The organism is Actinomyces oris, from assembly GCF_001937665.1.
In the GTDB taxonomy this organism is placed as follows: Bacteria; Actinomycetota; Actinomycetes; order Actinomycetales; family Actinomycetaceae; genus Actinomyces; species Actinomyces stomatis.
In genome coordinates, this window is sequence record NZ_MSKL01000009.1 from 85144 (window position 1) to 100074 (window position 14931).

The following is a 14931-nucleotide window of genomic DNA, read 5'->3' on the forward strand; positions in this document are numbered from 1 at the left end:
GCAATCGAACCGAGAACATTCTCTAACGCTTTTTTTTTCATGTTGAGGGCTTGTGAAGGATCTCCTATGCGAGGAACCGGTTGTACAAATGGTCTCCGACTGGGAGTCATGCTGTTTCACTCCTTACTTAAATAGTCATCAAGATCAGTTCTTGATTACCCGAATCATAGTCACATTTGCGAGAGATGACCGTCGGAATGTCGACATGAGCGCTGTGCTCTAATTTCAGACCCTATTGTTTTCTCTGCATCCAACTCTCTCTTTCGCCAGCCAGTCAACTGAGATTGACGGGCATTTTTGCCAGCACTGCGGGATTGACTGTGGATGTTATGACACGATCCCCCGAAGTCATTCCAGAAACTCCAATCGAGGATTCGCTACCCCAGGCTTCTCATCCTGACGCGCTTCTTCGTCAGTCATCTCATCTCCTCACTACACGTTTTCCTTTCACGTCCATTGACCATTGCACATCAACATCTCTTCACACCTATTCCTATCTTCTCCTCCTTCAGTCGACCTTCGGGACCTGCACCCAGGACCAGCCGGCGGTCGTCACCATGACGCCTCGTCCCTTGGGGACCGGGCCTCCAATGGAGCGCGGCAGCCTCGCCGACAAATGCGTCCCGTCCTCGGAGGACCTGGGCGCCAGGACCAGACCCGTGCGGGTCTTACGCACCTGGGCCACCACGCCCCTGTACATGCCCGGTACTTCATCGATCCCGCATCCCACCAGGACGCCACCATTCGCGTCCCGGCACGTCCTCAAGTGCTCTTCAATCACGGGCCCAAGCGCATGATCGCCTCCCATAATCTCGAAATCGTCAATAACAATGAGTGTGTTCTCAGGCTCCTGCCGCAAAAGCTCTCTGAGGTCATCGGGCTTGGACTCCAGGCCCAGCCGTCCCAGAACTCCGTCACATCCCTCCAGGGCGATCAGCGGCGAGCGCCGCGGCAGCACCAGCACCACGCGCGTCCCACCGTCCAGCGCCCGCTGCGCCCCGAACAGGAGCGCCGTCGACCGCCCGGAGCGCCGAGGCCCGGCCACCAGCACCCCGTTACCGATCTCATCCATCGACACCGGGATGAGCCCCAGGTCGTCCCCGCCCACGGCCAGGGCGATGCTCCCCGGCGCCAGAGGCGGCCCCAGCTCAAGAGCCTTCTCCGCAGAGATCGCCACCGGCAGCTCGTCCACGTGGCCCGCGGACAGCTCCCGGGGAATCTCCCCCCACTTCTCGAGGCTGAGCCGGCCCGCCTCGTGGATCGCCTCCACCTGGGCGGTGCCGTCGACGTCGTCCGTCAGCAACGCCAGCTGCACCTCGCGCGGCTTGGGCCCGCTGCGGAAGGCCCGTCCCTGCGGCATGGTCAGCGGCACCTCACGCGCCCGCATACCCACCAGGTCGAAGTCGTCCGGGGACGGCATCCGCAGCAGCAGCCGGTCCTCCAGCAGCATCCCGAACCGGCTGCGGAACACCGTCCGGTCCCCGGCCACCACCACGCGCAGGCCCACAGCGGCCCCCTCGCGCATGAGGCTCTCGATGCTCTCGATGATGGCCCCGCCGTCGACGTTCTCGAAGGTGGCCACGAAGTTGTCCCACCTGTCAATCAGCAGCACCAGGTAGGGCAGCCGCCCCGGCTCGGGCGTCTTGGCCCGCTGCTCGGACAGTGAGGCGAAGCCCTCGGTGGCCAGCAGCTGCTGACGTCGCGCCACCTCCCGGCCCAACAGGGTCAGAACGCGCCGTACCCGGTCCGGCTGGTCGCGGGTCACCACCGCCCCCACGTGCGGCAGCGCCAGGCACGGCAGCAGCGCCCCGTTACCGGCGTCGATCCCGTACATGTGGACCTCCGCGGCCGACGCCGAGCGGGCCACCGCCACCGCGATCCCCCTCAGCACGCTGGAACGCCCCGTCCTGGGGGCCCCGGCAATCCCCAGGTGCCCGGCGCGCGTGAAGTCCCAGGTCATGGGCCGCTGCTCCTGCTGGGCCGGCAGGTCCTCCAGCCCCAGGGGCAGGGCCGGCAGGAAGCCCTCGGCGCGCTCCCCTCCCCCGGTCTCCCCTCCCCCGGGCTCCCCCATCCGCTGCTCCACCGCGTCCAGGGTCAGCAGCTCGGGCAGCGGCGGCAGCCACGGGCTGTGCGGCTTCTCCTTGCCCATCGCCCGGTAGGCGTCCCCCATGGCGTCCACGAGCGTGGCCAGGTCCGTGGGGATCGTGGCGTCCTCCTCCACCTCCGGGGGCGCCTCCTCCGGCCGAGAGAGCTCATCCAGGGTCAGGGTCGCCGAGCGCAGCGCCGCCCGGGGCAGGGCGCCCCGCGGCCGTCCCCCCACCCGGGAGGACTGGAACTGGCGCAGGCTCGCGTGCCCCAGACGGGCGTAAGCACGCCCCGGGATCGACGGTGGGATGAAGGCGGAGGCGGCGGCCTCGATGACGTCCTGGGAGTCGTTCTCATCGGTGACCCGCAGGGCGATGCGCAGGTTCGTGTTCGACTTGATCTCCGCCGACACCACGCCCGCCGGCCGCTGCGTGGCCAGCACCAGGTGCACCCCCAGCGAGCGCCCGCGCCGGGCGATATCCACCAGGCCCGTCACGAAGTCCGGCAGCTCGGAGACCAGCGCCGCGAACTCGTCAATGATGATCATCAGCCGCGGCATCGGCTCGTCCCCCGGGGCCATGGCGGCCACATAGTCCTCAATGTCCTTCGCATCGGCCCCCGCCAGCTGGTGCTCACGACGGCGCAGCTCGGCACCCAGCGACTCCAGGGCCCGGGAGGTCAGGTGCCCGTCGAGGTCGGTGACCATCCCCACCGTGTGCGGCAGGCGCGCACAGTCCTTGAAGGCCGCCCCGCCCTTGTAGTCCACGAGCACGAAGGTCATGGCCTCGGGCGTGTTGCCCATGCACAAGGAGGCGATGAGGGTCTGCAGCAGCTCGGACTTACCCGAACCAGTCGTCCCGGCCACCAGGGCGTGCGGCCCGTCGGCGCGCACATCCAGCCAGAACTGCCCCTCGGCATCCTCCCCGATAACCGCCCTCGTCGTGCGGCTGCACCGGTCCCAGGCCTCCAGGACGGCGTCGGCACCGGGCTCGGGCAGGGGCAGCACGTCCAGCAGCCGCGAGGCCGTGGGGATCGTGGAGTCCGCCCCGGCGGCGGAGACGTCGTGGACCGGCGCCAGAGCCCGGGCCACCCGCTCGCACCAGCCGCCCAGCACCAGGTCCAGGGTGACCCGCTCAACCTCATCCTTGTCCGTCTGGGAGACCGACGGCGCACCCGGCCCGGTGGACACCACGGCCCGGCACTCCTCGGGCAGGGCCGTGCGCTCCCGGTCGATGCAGATCAGGCGCACCCCCACCTCGGGGCCACGGCGCAGCACCGGGATGAGGCCCGGACGCAGCCGCAGGGCGTGCCCGCCGTCGAGCACCACCAGGATCTGCTCGCCGTCGGTGCTCCCGCGGCCGCGGCTGTCGGAGGCATCCAGGCGCCGCTGCACCAGGTCCGCCAGCTCGCTGATGCGCCGGCCCACCGTCTCATCGTCGACGCCGATCCGGGCCCGGGCCCCCATGCCCTCCGCGTTGCGCAGGTGGGGCAGCCACCTCGCCCAGGACCAGCGCTCCTCGGGCCGCTCGCCGCGCACCGGCTCCACCAGGAGCACCATTTGCAGCTCGGCCGGTGAGTGCAGCACCGCGGCCTGGGCCGTCAGCCAGGTCGCCACCTCATGGCACCGCTCCCCGCACACGCCGACCACGCCGATGCCACCCAGGGGCACGGTCACGGGAACGTCCGGGGCCGTCCAGCGCAGCGGCTCCTCGTGCTTGGCGCGCGCGGGGTCGTCCACCTCGACGTCGCTGGGCAGGTCCGCAACCCCCACCCGCAGGTCCAGCCAGTCCGGGTCCGAGGGGCGCCGCTCCCACAGCTGGGCCCGCGGCCCGGTGGCGCGCAGCAGCAGCTCGGCCGGGTCCGGGGCGTCCGTGCGCCGCAGCCCGCGCTCCTCGGTCAGCGCCTTGAAGGCCGCGTCCTCGGTCTGGTCGCGCTGCTCCTCGTACTTGCGCAGGTCCTCCCGGTAGTGCTTCCGGTTGTTGGAGCGTCCCTGGATCAGGTTGGCGATCATCATGACCGGGGAGAACAGCATGAACATGAGGGAGTAGACGCGCCCAGTGACCAGGTACATTCCACCCCCCATGACCAGCGGGGAGAGCATCATGGCGAACGGGAAGGGCGGCTTGCGCGCCTGCGAGGGCTCGCGCGGCAGCGTGAACTTGGTGACCCGGATCGGGCGGGCCAGGCGCGGGGGCCGGTTGAAGTTGATCGTCGGCGCCCCCGGGGTCGGGGAGGTCACGGCGTCGGCGGCGGGCACGTACTCGAGCACCAGCAGGCTCTCCCCCACCGTGAGAATCGCCTTCTCCGACCAGGGGGTCGCCCCCTTGAGCGGGCGTCGGTCCAGCTCCAGGAAGTGGCGCTCACCGTCGGGTTCCAGGACCTCGCGCCCACTGAGGATCCGCTCCGCGCCCTTGTTCTTGCGCTTGCGCTTGGCGCGCCGCTTCTTCCGGCGACGACGGCGCTCGGAGGGCGCCTCATCCTCCTTCGCCGCCAGGACGAGTGGCCCCGGCAGGGGGCGGCGGCGAGGCAGCGCAAGCGGCACCGTGCGCTCGGCCACGCCCGGAGCCGGGCTCAGCATCACCCGTCCGCCCTGGGAGACCGTCAGATCGGCGACCTTCTCCTGTCCCGCCTCGCCCTCCAGGGTGATGTCCTGCTCGGGCCCGCCCAGGGTGTACTCGCCCAGGCTCAGGCGGTGGACCGCTCCGGCCCCGCGCCCGCCGACAACACGCACCTCGACGACCCCGACCGGTTCGACGTCGTCGAGAACGGCCGCACCGAGCCCCAGCAGCATGCCGTTGCGGACGGAGCCCGACCCCAGGGACGCCCGCGGGTCGAGGCGCCGCGAACCGTGCCACAGCGACGACGGCGGAGCACTGACCGGCTCCCCGGCGTTGACCACCAGGCGCAGGGACTCCCCCGGCGCGGTGGTGGGCACGGTGCGGTCCAGCGCGGCGGCGAGGTCGCCGACCGTGGCGTCCTCCGGGACGACGACGATGAGGTCGCGGGCCTCGTGGGCCTCCTCCAGGGGACGCAGGACACTGATGAACAGCTGCATGGTGGTCTCCTCAGGCGGGCAGCCGCCCCACCGAGAGCCCCGGGGAGAGGTCCTCGACGAGCGCCGCGGTGGCGGGGTCGATCTGGTGGAGGTCATCGGCGCCGGCGGAGTTCAGCAGGACGCGGATCTCCCGCTCCAGCTCACCCACGCCGCGGCGCGAGGCCAGGCGCAGGCGATCGCGCCACAACCCCTGGTCGAGGTCGACCACCTGCAGGCCCGTGGTGATCGCTGCGGCGGCGCCGTCGGGATCGGTGTCTCCGATGAGCTCGACCATGCGGTGCGCGGCGTCCACGACGAGGGCCTCGAACTGCCGTGCGGCGCGGACCCGGGCCAGCCAGGAGTAGTGGCCCTCGGGGGCGTCGAGCGCCATCGGCCCTCGCACCAGGCGCAGGGCCTCGGTCAACAGCTCGACCTCCTGCTGGGGCGAACAGCGGCGGGAAGCGGCCAGCAGGGAGCGCAGCACGTCCCAGTCCATGACGACCCCCAGCCCCAGCAGCAGCCGTCCCTCGGTGTCCTCCCGCAGGTAGGGAACCCCCTGGGAGTCCTCGCCGAGCCAGCTGCGCAGCCGCTCCACGGTCGCCCCCACCACGTCCGCGGTGGCCCCCAGGGGCCAGAGCATGGCGCCCAGGACGGAGGGGCGGATCCCCTCGGGGTGGAGGGCCACGCAGATCGCGGCCTCGGTGAGGATGGAACGGCGCGCCTCGTCCACCGCACCGGCCGTCTCCACCTGCGTCGTCCCCAGGACCTGGATCCGTACGGAGGCGGCGCGCAGGGCGGCGGTGGCCAGAGGCGGCGTGGGCGGGTCGGGCACCGGCGGGCGGCCGTCGTCGACGCCGGTCTCCTCGGACGGGGCGAACAGGCCCTCCAACGCGGCGATTTCCGCCTCGGTGGCACGCGAGGCCGTGACCACGATGCCCAAAGGGGCGATCCGGGCGGTGCCGGAGGCGTCGATCTCGATCGTCCAGCGCCCCGGCCGGTCGCTTCCGGTGCGCACCAGGGCGTAGCTGCGTCCCGGCGGCAGGGACGGGGGCGTCGCCCCGTCGCCGACGAACATGAAGGTCGTCTGCGTCTCAGGGCGGCGGCCGGTCAGGACCCCGCCGACGCCGGGCAGGGCAGTCTGTCCCCGGAGACTGTCCAGGGGATGCATGCGCTCGCCCGCGACCCGGTGCAGGGTGGCGGACAGGCCGCTCCCGACGACCACGGCGTCGCGCGACCAGGGGTTGGTGCACAGCTCCAGGGCGAAGGCGGAGACAACCTCGGCGGCCATGGCCGGGTCCCCGGTGACGGTCACATCCCCATCGGCGAAGGCCAGGTCGATGAGGATGTCCGCGCCTGTGGGCGTGCGGCCCACCGAGACCAGTCCGGGCAGGGGGCAGGGCCGGTCGCTCAGCGGCGGCTCGTGGCCCGCGGGCAGCGCCCAGATCATCCCCTCGTCCTGGGACCGCCATGGGGAGGGGGCATCGGTCAGGGGACGCGCCATGCGCAGGTAGCAGGCATCGTCGTCGATGGCGACGGCGTAGGGGCGGGGACTCCCGGGCAGGTCATCAAGGGAACGCAGGACCGCGTTCAGCCGCCGCGAACGGCTCTCGTCGGCCCCGACTCGCAGGAGACGCTCGAGCTCGGCGGAGTCCTCGTTGAAGGCGCCCATCAGCTGCCGACGCCTGGTGACGAGTACCGAGACGAGGGAGGCGGCCAGCAGGGAGCCGATCGCCGGCAGCTGGACCGGGGTGACGTCCCGCAGCTCGTGCCCGAGCCCGACCGGAAGCCGGGTGCCGCCCTGCTGCGGCGTCGGGGTCTGCGGAGCCGGGGCGGGAGGAGCCGGATCGGTGGGGATGGCCTCGACCCGGGCCACGGAGACGGCCTCCTCCGGCATGACCATGAGCCAGCCGGGCTGGATGAGCCGGGCCAGTTCCAGGCAGCCGCCGTCGGGCTGAACACGGCCCGCGTTGAGGTCGTAGATCTGGGCGTAGGCGCGCCCGTCGCCCAGGTTGCGCTCGGCGATGTCCCACAGGTTGTCGTGGTAGCGACCCTCGGGCGGCTGGACGATGTAGACGCGCTTTCCCACGAGCTGGGAACCGATCTGCGGATCGAGCTCGACTCCGTCCACCACGTAGCGCGTGTACTGCTGGCCGTGCTCGTCGCTCTGCGACGCCGCAGCGGTGCCGCCGGCCGACGAGGCGTCGCCGGCGGGCTCCTGCGAGACGACCCCCTGGCTCACCGAGACCGCCGGGGCCGGTTCCTCGGTGAGGGGGGCGGCGGCCGCGGCAACCGGGCCGCTGACGGCTCCCAGGAGCAGGACGGAGGCGACGAGTCGGCGCACCAGCGACTGCACTCCGCCCGAGAGCGGAACGTGCCCGGGCACGCCGTGGCCCTTGAGAGCGGAGACGAGCTCCACCAGAGTGCACACCGTGAACTGCAGCCAGGCCAGAGCGAGTACCCAGATGAGGACGCCCACGACGACGTCGAGGGACACGGTCTGAACGAGCAGGGCGCTCATGTCCAGACTGGTTGGCAGCGGCGGGGGCCCGACGGTGGTCAGCAGAACCGCGGGCAGGCCGATGATGATGGCGGCGAGCGTGAGGCCGGCGACCACGGAGCGCCACACCGGCGGCCGGGTGCTGCGCGCGGGCGCCCGGAACCGCTGGGGGCCGGCGGCCTGGGCACGGCGCCGTCTCGATGCGGTGGTCATGGCTTCTGCCTCCACTCCAGGCCGATGGCGTTGCCCGCCTTCGGCAGTCCGGGTTTCTGTCTTTCCTTGGGGCTTTCCTCGTCGCCCCCCTGGGGCGGTTCGGGCTTGGGCTGCTCCTTGGGCCCGCCGTCGTCGACCTTGGGCGGGGCGGGCTTGGGCCGTTGCGGCTTGGGCTGTTGCGGCTTGGGACGTTGTGGCTTGGGCCGCTCCTTGGGGCCGCCGTCGTCGCCGGTCTTCGGCAGGCCGGGCTTGGGCTGTTCCTTGGGGCCGAAGTCGTTGCGGGCCTCTCCGGTCACGGAGACGTGGATGGAGGGGATGCCGACCAGTCGCAGCATCGTGGTGGGGACGTCGCGTTCGACCGTGACCGAGACCCGGTCGGTGGAGGCCTTGACCGTCGAGGTCTGGGCGTCGCCAGTGCGGGCCAGGTAGCTGCGCGCCGCCGACGTGGCCGCTGACGGGTCAGTCGAGGCCACACCGGAGCTGCGCAGCTTGTCCATGCTCAGCTGCTGGACTCCGACACGGGCCGCCTGCTCGGCCTGGTCCGCCATCGTGGCGCGTGTGTTGAGAACACGTCCCCCCTCGACGCACAGTCCGGCCATCAGCATGAGGGCTGAGGCGATGATGACGACATAGACGGACACCGATCCCCGCTCCGAGTGCTGACGGAGATCCCTGGCAATCAGGATCCTGCTCATCGTGTCCCCCTCCACTGGTCCACCGGCGCGCTCGACTCGGCCCTGACCACGGTGGCCCCGGGCAGGAAGACGAGTCCCAGGTCGGAGAGCTTGACGCGGCAGCTGACTGCGACCCTGACGGCCCCGCCCCGACGGAAGCCTCCGACGTCGACACCGGCCGAGCAGTTGGCACGGGCCGTGTCCGCCTGGGCCAGGCTCCGGTTGGCGGCCGCGCTGGCGGCGCCCACGGAGCGCTCCATGGAGGCTGCTCGGGCGGCGTCGCGGGACGCGGCCTCGACCATCCCCTGCGCGGAGACGATGCGCCCCCCGGCGACGGCCACCATGGTGATGAGCAGCAGCACCGGGACGAGGACCACCACCTCGATGGACATGGTTCCCCTCTCCGAGCCGGCGGCCTCGATAGTGCGACGCCGGATCTGCTTCTTTCTGACGTGTTTCATCGGTCGCTCCGGAAGGTCTCCCGCTCTGAGGTCACCGAGGTCTTCACCCGCGGTGACATTCCGGCGACGACGTCCATGGCCTTCCCGGAGACACGTACCGTGACCTGGTCTGACGTGGTGGACACATCGATCGTGATGTCGGAGAGCGCACGGCCGCCGACCTTGCGGGCGTAGGCGACACCGTTGGCCTTGGCCACCGAGGTGCGGTCGCCCGCCTCGGAGCTCACGCGCGCCTCTCGAGCCACCTCGCGGGCAGTGGCGATGGCGACCTCGTTGCCGTACCAGACCAGGGCCACCTGCACCGTAATCAGAACGACCAGCAGAAGCAGCGGGAAGAAAATGATCAGCTCGACGCTGGAGGCGCCCGTCTCCTGACTCAAGCGGCTCATCACGCGTTCTCTCCAATTCCTCATAGGGGCATCGACCCTGCTTGATCAGTTGCCGCCGATCGAGGGAACCTGAAGACCGTTGGAGGCGTTGGACACCAGGCTGTAGATGGCGCGGCCGACAAGCGCGGCCAGGACGATGAGGAAGCCGGTGATGATGACCCACTCAACGGTGGAGGCCCCCTTCTCCTCGGCGAGGAGGCGCCGCTCCACCTTGTCGCGCACGTCGCCGGCGATGGTCTGAAGGGTGATGAGGAAAGACAGCATGGTGTTCCTTCTTTCTGTTCGGGAGAGTGAAATCTGAACGGGATACGGATGACTGCAGGGCCTAAAAGGAGCCCATGATTCCGGTCAGGGCCGGGTAGACGAGGAAGACGATGAATCCCATGGCGACGACGAGCTGGGCCACGAGCATGGACTCGGAGTTCTCCCCGGCCTTGCCCTCGGCGTCGGACAGGTCGCGGCGGCGCATGCTGGAGGCCCGGGCGCCGAGGGACTCGCGGATCTTGGCGCCGTCCTCAGCGACGAGGGCCAGGGCGGCGGACAGGTCGCGCAGCTCGTCGATACGCAGCTGGGTGCCCAGCCGGCCCAGGGCCTCCCAGGGCGTGTCCCCGCGCAACCGGGCGACGTCGAGGGCGTTACGGATACGCACCATGGCGGGGTCGTCGGAGAGGCTGGAGGCGGCGTCGAGGGCCTCGGGAACACCCCGGCCGGCCGACAGCGACATGGCCACAAGGTCCAGGTAGGAGCCGACGACGTGGCGGAAGTCCCGGCGGGCCTCCTCGGCCTCCCGGCGCAGACGGGCCGTGGGCAGCAGCAGGCCGACCATCCCCAGAACGAGGCTCAGCAGGAGGGGCACCGACCATCCCAAGGGCGCTCCCATGACCTGCATCAGCCCGACGACGGCTATCGGGACCATGAAGGCCCCCAGTCCGGCGAACAGGGAGGTGACCAGGTGCCGTTCGAGGGAGCGCCCCACCACGGACAGGTCAGTGGTCAGGAAGGTGAGGTCGGCCCCCGTGCGTCGGGCCAGGGAGGTGATCCGGAGGCTGAAGAGGTCCATCCACGGGGGCATCACGGCCTCTGAGGGGTTGAGGCGCCGCACGTCCTCACGCATGCGCCCCTCGTTGCGGCGGGTGTCCAGCTCGGCCAGCGCCGCGGCGGGCTGGGTGACGGGCGGGGCGAGGATGAGTCCGAGGAGCAGAACGCCCACGCCACTGATCATCCCGCCGATCAGGATCAAGGCCATCATGCCTCCTCACCCCCGACCTGCGCGGTAACGGTCAGGAAGCGTCGGGGCAGGCGCACGCCGGCCAGCCGCCGCATCCAGAGCATGCCCATCGCGAAGAGGGCGACCACGACAACCAGCACCAGCTGGCCCTGCACACTGGAGTAAGGGGCCACGAAGCTGCGGTTGAAGACCGCCAGGCCCAACATGATGACGATCGAGAAGACGACGACGATCTGGGCCGAGCGCCGGGTGCCGGCGCGGGAGGCGGAGACGCGTTGGCGCATGTCGAGCTCGGAGCGCGCGGTGTCCGCCAGGGCGCCGAGCAGCTGGCGCAGGCCGGGGCCGCGCAGGCGGGCATTCATGATGAGGGCGGAGACGATGAGGTCCGCCGTGGGGTCGCCCAGGCTGTCGGCGAACTGGCGCAGCGCCGTCGACAGGGGGACGCGTACGCGCATGCGGTCGGCCAGGAGGGCCAGATCCTCGCGGATCACCGGGGCGGAGGCGTGGACGGTGGCGGGGATCGCCTGCTCCAGACCCACCGCGCCGGCGATCGTGTCCCGCAGGGACTCGGCCCAGGTGGCCAGGGCCTCGACCTTGGCCGACGAGTGCTTCTCCTCCTTGGCCCCACCGAACAGCATCGGCCAGACGATGACGAGCACGCCGCCGGCGGCGGCCATCACGACCCACCGTGTGAGGATCAGCAGGGCCAGCCCGACGGCGAGGCCGGCGACGAGCCGGCCGGAGAACCCCTTGAGGCTGTCGCGCAGGGCCCTCGAGGAGCCGGAGCGCTTGGGGATCATGTCGACCCCCATGAAGAAGCCGACCAGGAGGAAGACTCCTCCCCCGACGAACGCGCCGGCGAGGATGGCAACAGTGGCGGTGCCCTGGTTCATGCGACGCCTCCCCTGTAGGAGGCGGCGGGGTCGTAACCGGCCGCCATGAGGTCGTTGACGCAGGCGATCGGCGCGGCCGGCTGGGCGGTCCCGGTCCCGTCGTCGGCGAAGACCTCACTGGACAGGACTCGTCCGTCGACGCCGTTGACCTCGCGAACGGAGGCGACGTAGCGGCGCAGCCCCCCGCCCTGGGAGAAGCGGTTCTCGCGGGTCAGAAAGATGACGAAGTCGACGGCTCCGGCGATGAGGAGGTTGGTGGCGTCCTGGGGCAGGTGCTCGGCGGACTGGATGGCGTAGGTGGCGATGCGGTTGAACACCTCGGAGGAGGAGTTCGCGTGGATGGTGGACAGCGAGCCGTCGTTGCCCTGGCTCATGGCGTTGAGCATGGTGACGATCTCGTCGCCCAGGACCTCGCCGACGATGACGCGCGAGGGGTTCATGCGCAGCGAGCGCCGCACCAGGTCCGCCATGGAGATCGCGCCGGAGCCCTCGGAGTTGGGCAGGCGCTCCTCGAAGGCGACGACGTTGGGGTGCAGATCGGCGAACTCGCCCAGCCCCAGCTCCAGGGCGCGCTCCACCGTGATGAGGCGCTCGTCGGACGGGATCTCGTTGGCCAGGGCGCGCAGGAAGGTGGTCTTCCCTGCGTTCGTGGCGCCGGCGATCATGATGTTCTTGCGGGCGCGCACGGCCGCCGAGCAGAAGGCGGCCAGCCGCGGGGTGAGGGATCCGAGCCTGACCAGGTCATCCAGGCCCACCCGGTCCAGGCGGGCGCGACGCACCGAGATCGAGGGACGCGAGCAGACCTCCATGACGGCGGACAGGCGCGAGCCGTCCGGCAGGCGCAGGTCCAGCTGGGGGTTGGCCGAGTCGAAGGGGCGCGAGGCCAGGCCGGAGTATGAGCCGAGGACCTGAACGAGCTCGATGAGCTCCTCGTCGGTCTCGGCCACGGGTTCGCCGCGCTCCTCGCGTCCGTCGGCGTACTGGATGAAGACGTTGTCGCAGCCGTTGATGTCGACGTTCTCGACATCCTTGTTGTCCAGCAGGGGCTGGAGGCGTCCGACGCCGAAGAGCGCCGCATGGATGCCCTGGGAGATCTCTTCCTCCTCCTGGGCGTTGAGCGGGTTGCGGCCGGCGGCGATCTCAGCGCGGGCGTGCCGCTCGAGCACACGCCCGATGAGGGCGCGGGCGAACTGACGCTCGTCCTCGGCGGACATCGGCGGGATGCCGGAGGTGGCGTCGTCACGGCGCTGCTGGGCCAGGAGGTCGGCGACCTCCTCGCGCATGTCGCGGACGAGTCCCTGGTCGACGCTCATGCGACACCTCCGGTGACGCCGACGCCGGCGAGGGCGGTGGCCACGCTTCGGGCGGAGCGTACGAGGAGGGTCTGCCCCAGTGGGCGGGCACGGCGGCCCGCGAGGGAGTCGGCGGCGCTCTGGTCGAAGGCCAGGACGCCGACGACGGGGATCTCCAGGCCGCTGCCGCGCAGCAGGCGGGTGAGGTCACCGGCCTCGTGGCGGGCCTTCCAGGGAGCGATGAGCAGAACACCGAGGCGGACCTGCTCGGAACGGCGGGAGATCTCCGCGGTGATCCAGGACAGGCGCTCACGCAGGTGGCCGTAGTTCTCGACGCCGGGGCGCACGGCGACCAGCGTGATATCGGAGGCCAGAGCCACGCCCAGGCTCGGGGCGCCGGGAGACAGACGGCCGACGTCGGCGACGACGTCCCTGCGCTGACGGAGACTGGCGGCCAGTCCCGCCCAGCCCGATCCGATGGCCGTGGCCTGGTCGGGGCGGGACAGGCCCACGAGGACCGACAGGTCCCCCTCGATGACGGTGAGATGGTCCTGCAGCGGTGCGGCCGGGTCGCGGCGGGTCGCGGCGGCCAGGGAGACAACGCCCCGGTCGCTGTCCAGGGGCGTCCCCTCACGACTGCGAGTGCGGTAGACCAGGTCGGAGCCGACCGGGTCGAGCTCGGCCAGGACAACGGGTCGTGGCCAGACGGCGGCGAGCACGTGTGCGCTCGTCGAGGCCCCAGGGGCACCTTTGGCGGAGGCGATGGAGATGAGCATCAGCTGTCCTTGATCGGCTGGTTGGTCGCGGTCTGGACGACGGCGATGGTTCCGTTGGCTGAGGCGCTGGCCAGCTTGGCGGCGTCATTCCGGTTCACAACGAGGGAGATGACGGCACCGGAGGTCCAGTCGTTGTCCGTGCCGGAGGAAGGAGTGGCCTTGAGAACCTGTGCGCCTTCGATGGAGACCGACTGGTTACCGACGTCCACGACGTCGACCATGTCCCCGGCACCCAGGCCCCCCGCGGGGAAGCGGCCGGAGGCGACTGAGACGCCAACAACCTGCTGATCCCCTCCGGGCACGGGGGCCGTGGCGATCTGGGAGGCGTCCAGGAGCTGACCCTTGGCGACCTCGACCCGTGCCGTGCGCCCGATCACCTGATCGATCTGGTCCGCGGGGATCAACGTCCTCAGGTCCGAGGAGACCGAGGCGGAGACCAGGTCCTCCTTCGCGATGGTCTCTCCGGCCTGGATCGTGTCCGCCGCAGCGAGCATCTGGACCCGCTTGTCCATCTGCATCGCCAGCAGGCCCGCAAGCAGGGCGCCCCCGACGATCAGGAGCACGGCAAGCGCGGCCAGCAGGGGACGCCTCTCACGCGGAGCCGATGGCAAGCGAGCACTGTCCACACCCTCACGAGGGCGGACATGCTTCTCCTTGCCGGAATGACGATCGTGACGCTCGGACGCGCGTCCAGATAAACGGGATGCCATCAGGGAAAACCTCACGCGAATCAAGAATGTGCATAGGGAATTCAATAGAACATGCCATGAGCACATCTGCGGAATTGGATAGACACATCGTAGGCAATCCCAAACACCCCGCCCATGGGGATCTACCCCCACATGCTATAAAGATGGGGATCCATCCCCATGCCTGAATAAAGGCCCATGGGGATCCATCCCCACATCAACAAAAAGGAGGGTTTTCCTCTTGACTCACCCTCCCTCGTCGCAGAAAGTAGTGGGCAGGCGCACCACCACGGGCGACCTGAATCCGCACAACCCATGCGGAGACAAAACCCATTCAGAAGAAGGAGATCACCGTGGCCGCAATTAAGGCAGACCTCGACACGCTCTCAGAGCTGTACAGGACCCTGAAGACCAACGTGGAGACCACCAACACCATTCAGACACAGGTTGACGGATCGGTGAACAGCGCGGTGTGGGAGAGCACGAACGCCACCGAGTTCCGCGAGCAGTGGACGACGAAGTTCAAGCCGGCACTGAAGGCTTTGGAGGACGCGCTCGCCAAGGCCGGCACCGACGTGGCGCAGAACCACAACAACCTCGCCATCTCCGGCGGGGAGAGCGTGGAGCACCTTTCCCCCGTCTCCCCCATCGCCTGAGTCTCGGCGGATACTGCACCTACAGCAAAAAGGTGGTCTGGGAA

The 14931-nt window shown here is 70.0% G+C and carries 12 protein-coding genes; 1 reads left to right on the top strand and 11 read right to left on the bottom strand.

Features of this window, described 5'->3' with window-relative positions:
* Positions 1-508 precede the first annotated feature (508 nt).
* The 11 genes from BKH28_RS04665 to BKH28_RS04715 form a co-directional block, all read right to left on the bottom strand.
* Positions 509-5140 (bottom strand): FtsK/SpoIIIE domain-containing protein, encoded by a 4632-nt coding sequence (locus tag BKH28_RS04665; protein WP_075417700.1) that lies wholly within the window; start codon positions 5138-5140, stop codon positions 509-511.
* Between the two features lie 10 nt (positions 5141-5150).
* Positions 5151-7829: a bacterial transcriptional activator domain-containing protein gene (locus tag BKH28_RS04670; protein WP_075417701.1), complete on the bottom strand. Its 2679-nt coding sequence runs from the start codon at positions 7827-7829 to the stop codon at positions 5151-5153.
* Positions 7826-8524 (bottom strand): TadE/TadG family type IV pilus assembly protein, encoded by a 699-nt coding sequence (locus BKH28_RS04675; protein WP_256695484.1) that lies wholly within the window; start codon positions 8522-8524, stop codon positions 7826-7828. Before BKH28_RS04675 ends, BKH28_RS04670 begins: the two co-directional genes overlap by 4 nt.
* Positions 8521-8964 carry a TadE/TadG family type IV pilus assembly protein gene (locus BKH28_RS04680; RefSeq protein WP_075417702.1) on the bottom strand — a complete coding sequence of 148 codons (444 nt, stop codon included), beginning with the start codon at positions 8962-8964 and terminating at the stop codon, positions 8521-8523. Before BKH28_RS04680 ends, BKH28_RS04675 begins: the two co-directional genes overlap by 4 nt.
* Positions 8961-9353, bottom strand: a complete 393-nt coding sequence (locus BKH28_RS04685) for a TadE/TadG family type IV pilus assembly protein (RefSeq protein WP_081380039.1) — start codon at positions 9351-9353, stop codon at positions 8961-8963. The genes BKH28_RS04680 and BKH28_RS04685 overlap by 4 nt, the downstream gene beginning before the upstream one ends.
* A gap of 45 nt (positions 9354-9398) precedes the next feature.
* Entirely contained in the window at positions 9399-9617 is a 219-nt protein-coding gene (locus tag BKH28_RS04690; RefSeq protein ID WP_075417704.1) for a hypothetical protein, read from the bottom strand.
* A gap of 61 nt (positions 9618-9678) precedes the next feature.
* The gene (locus tag BKH28_RS04695) at positions 9679-10599 is read right to left on the bottom strand and encodes a type II secretion system F family protein (RefSeq protein WP_256695485.1); all 921 of its coding nucleotides are present in this window, start codon (positions 10597-10599) and stop codon (positions 9679-9681) included.
* Positions 10599-11474: a type II secretion system F family protein gene (locus tag BKH28_RS04700; protein ID WP_075417706.1), complete on the bottom strand. Its 876-nt coding sequence runs from the start codon at positions 11472-11474 to the stop codon at positions 10599-10601. The genes BKH28_RS04695 and BKH28_RS04700 overlap by 1 nt, the downstream gene beginning before the upstream one ends.
* Entirely contained in the window at positions 11471-12787 is a 1317-nt protein-coding gene (locus BKH28_RS04705; protein ID WP_075417707.1) for a CpaF family protein, read from the bottom strand. The genes BKH28_RS04700 and BKH28_RS04705 overlap by 4 nt, the downstream gene beginning before the upstream one ends.
* Positions 12784-13542, bottom strand: a complete 759-nt coding sequence (locus BKH28_RS04710; RefSeq protein WP_075417708.1) for a hypothetical protein — start codon at positions 13540-13542, stop codon at positions 12784-12786. Before BKH28_RS04710 ends, BKH28_RS04705 begins: the two co-directional genes overlap by 4 nt.
* Positions 13542-14153, bottom strand: a complete 612-nt coding sequence (locus tag BKH28_RS04715; RefSeq protein ID WP_256695486.1) for an SAF domain-containing protein — start codon at positions 14151-14153, stop codon at positions 13542-13544. The genes BKH28_RS04710 and BKH28_RS04715 overlap by 1 nt, the downstream gene beginning before the upstream one ends.
* Before the next feature lie 431 nt (positions 14154-14584).
* Here BKH28_RS04715 and BKH28_RS04720 point away from each other — a divergent pair, with 431 nt between their 5' ends.
* Positions 14585-14887, top strand: coding sequence for a hypothetical protein (locus BKH28_RS04720; protein ID WP_075417710.1), 303 nt, complete (start codon positions 14585-14587; stop codon positions 14885-14887).
* The last annotated feature ends 44 nt before the right edge of the window (positions 14888-14931 follow it).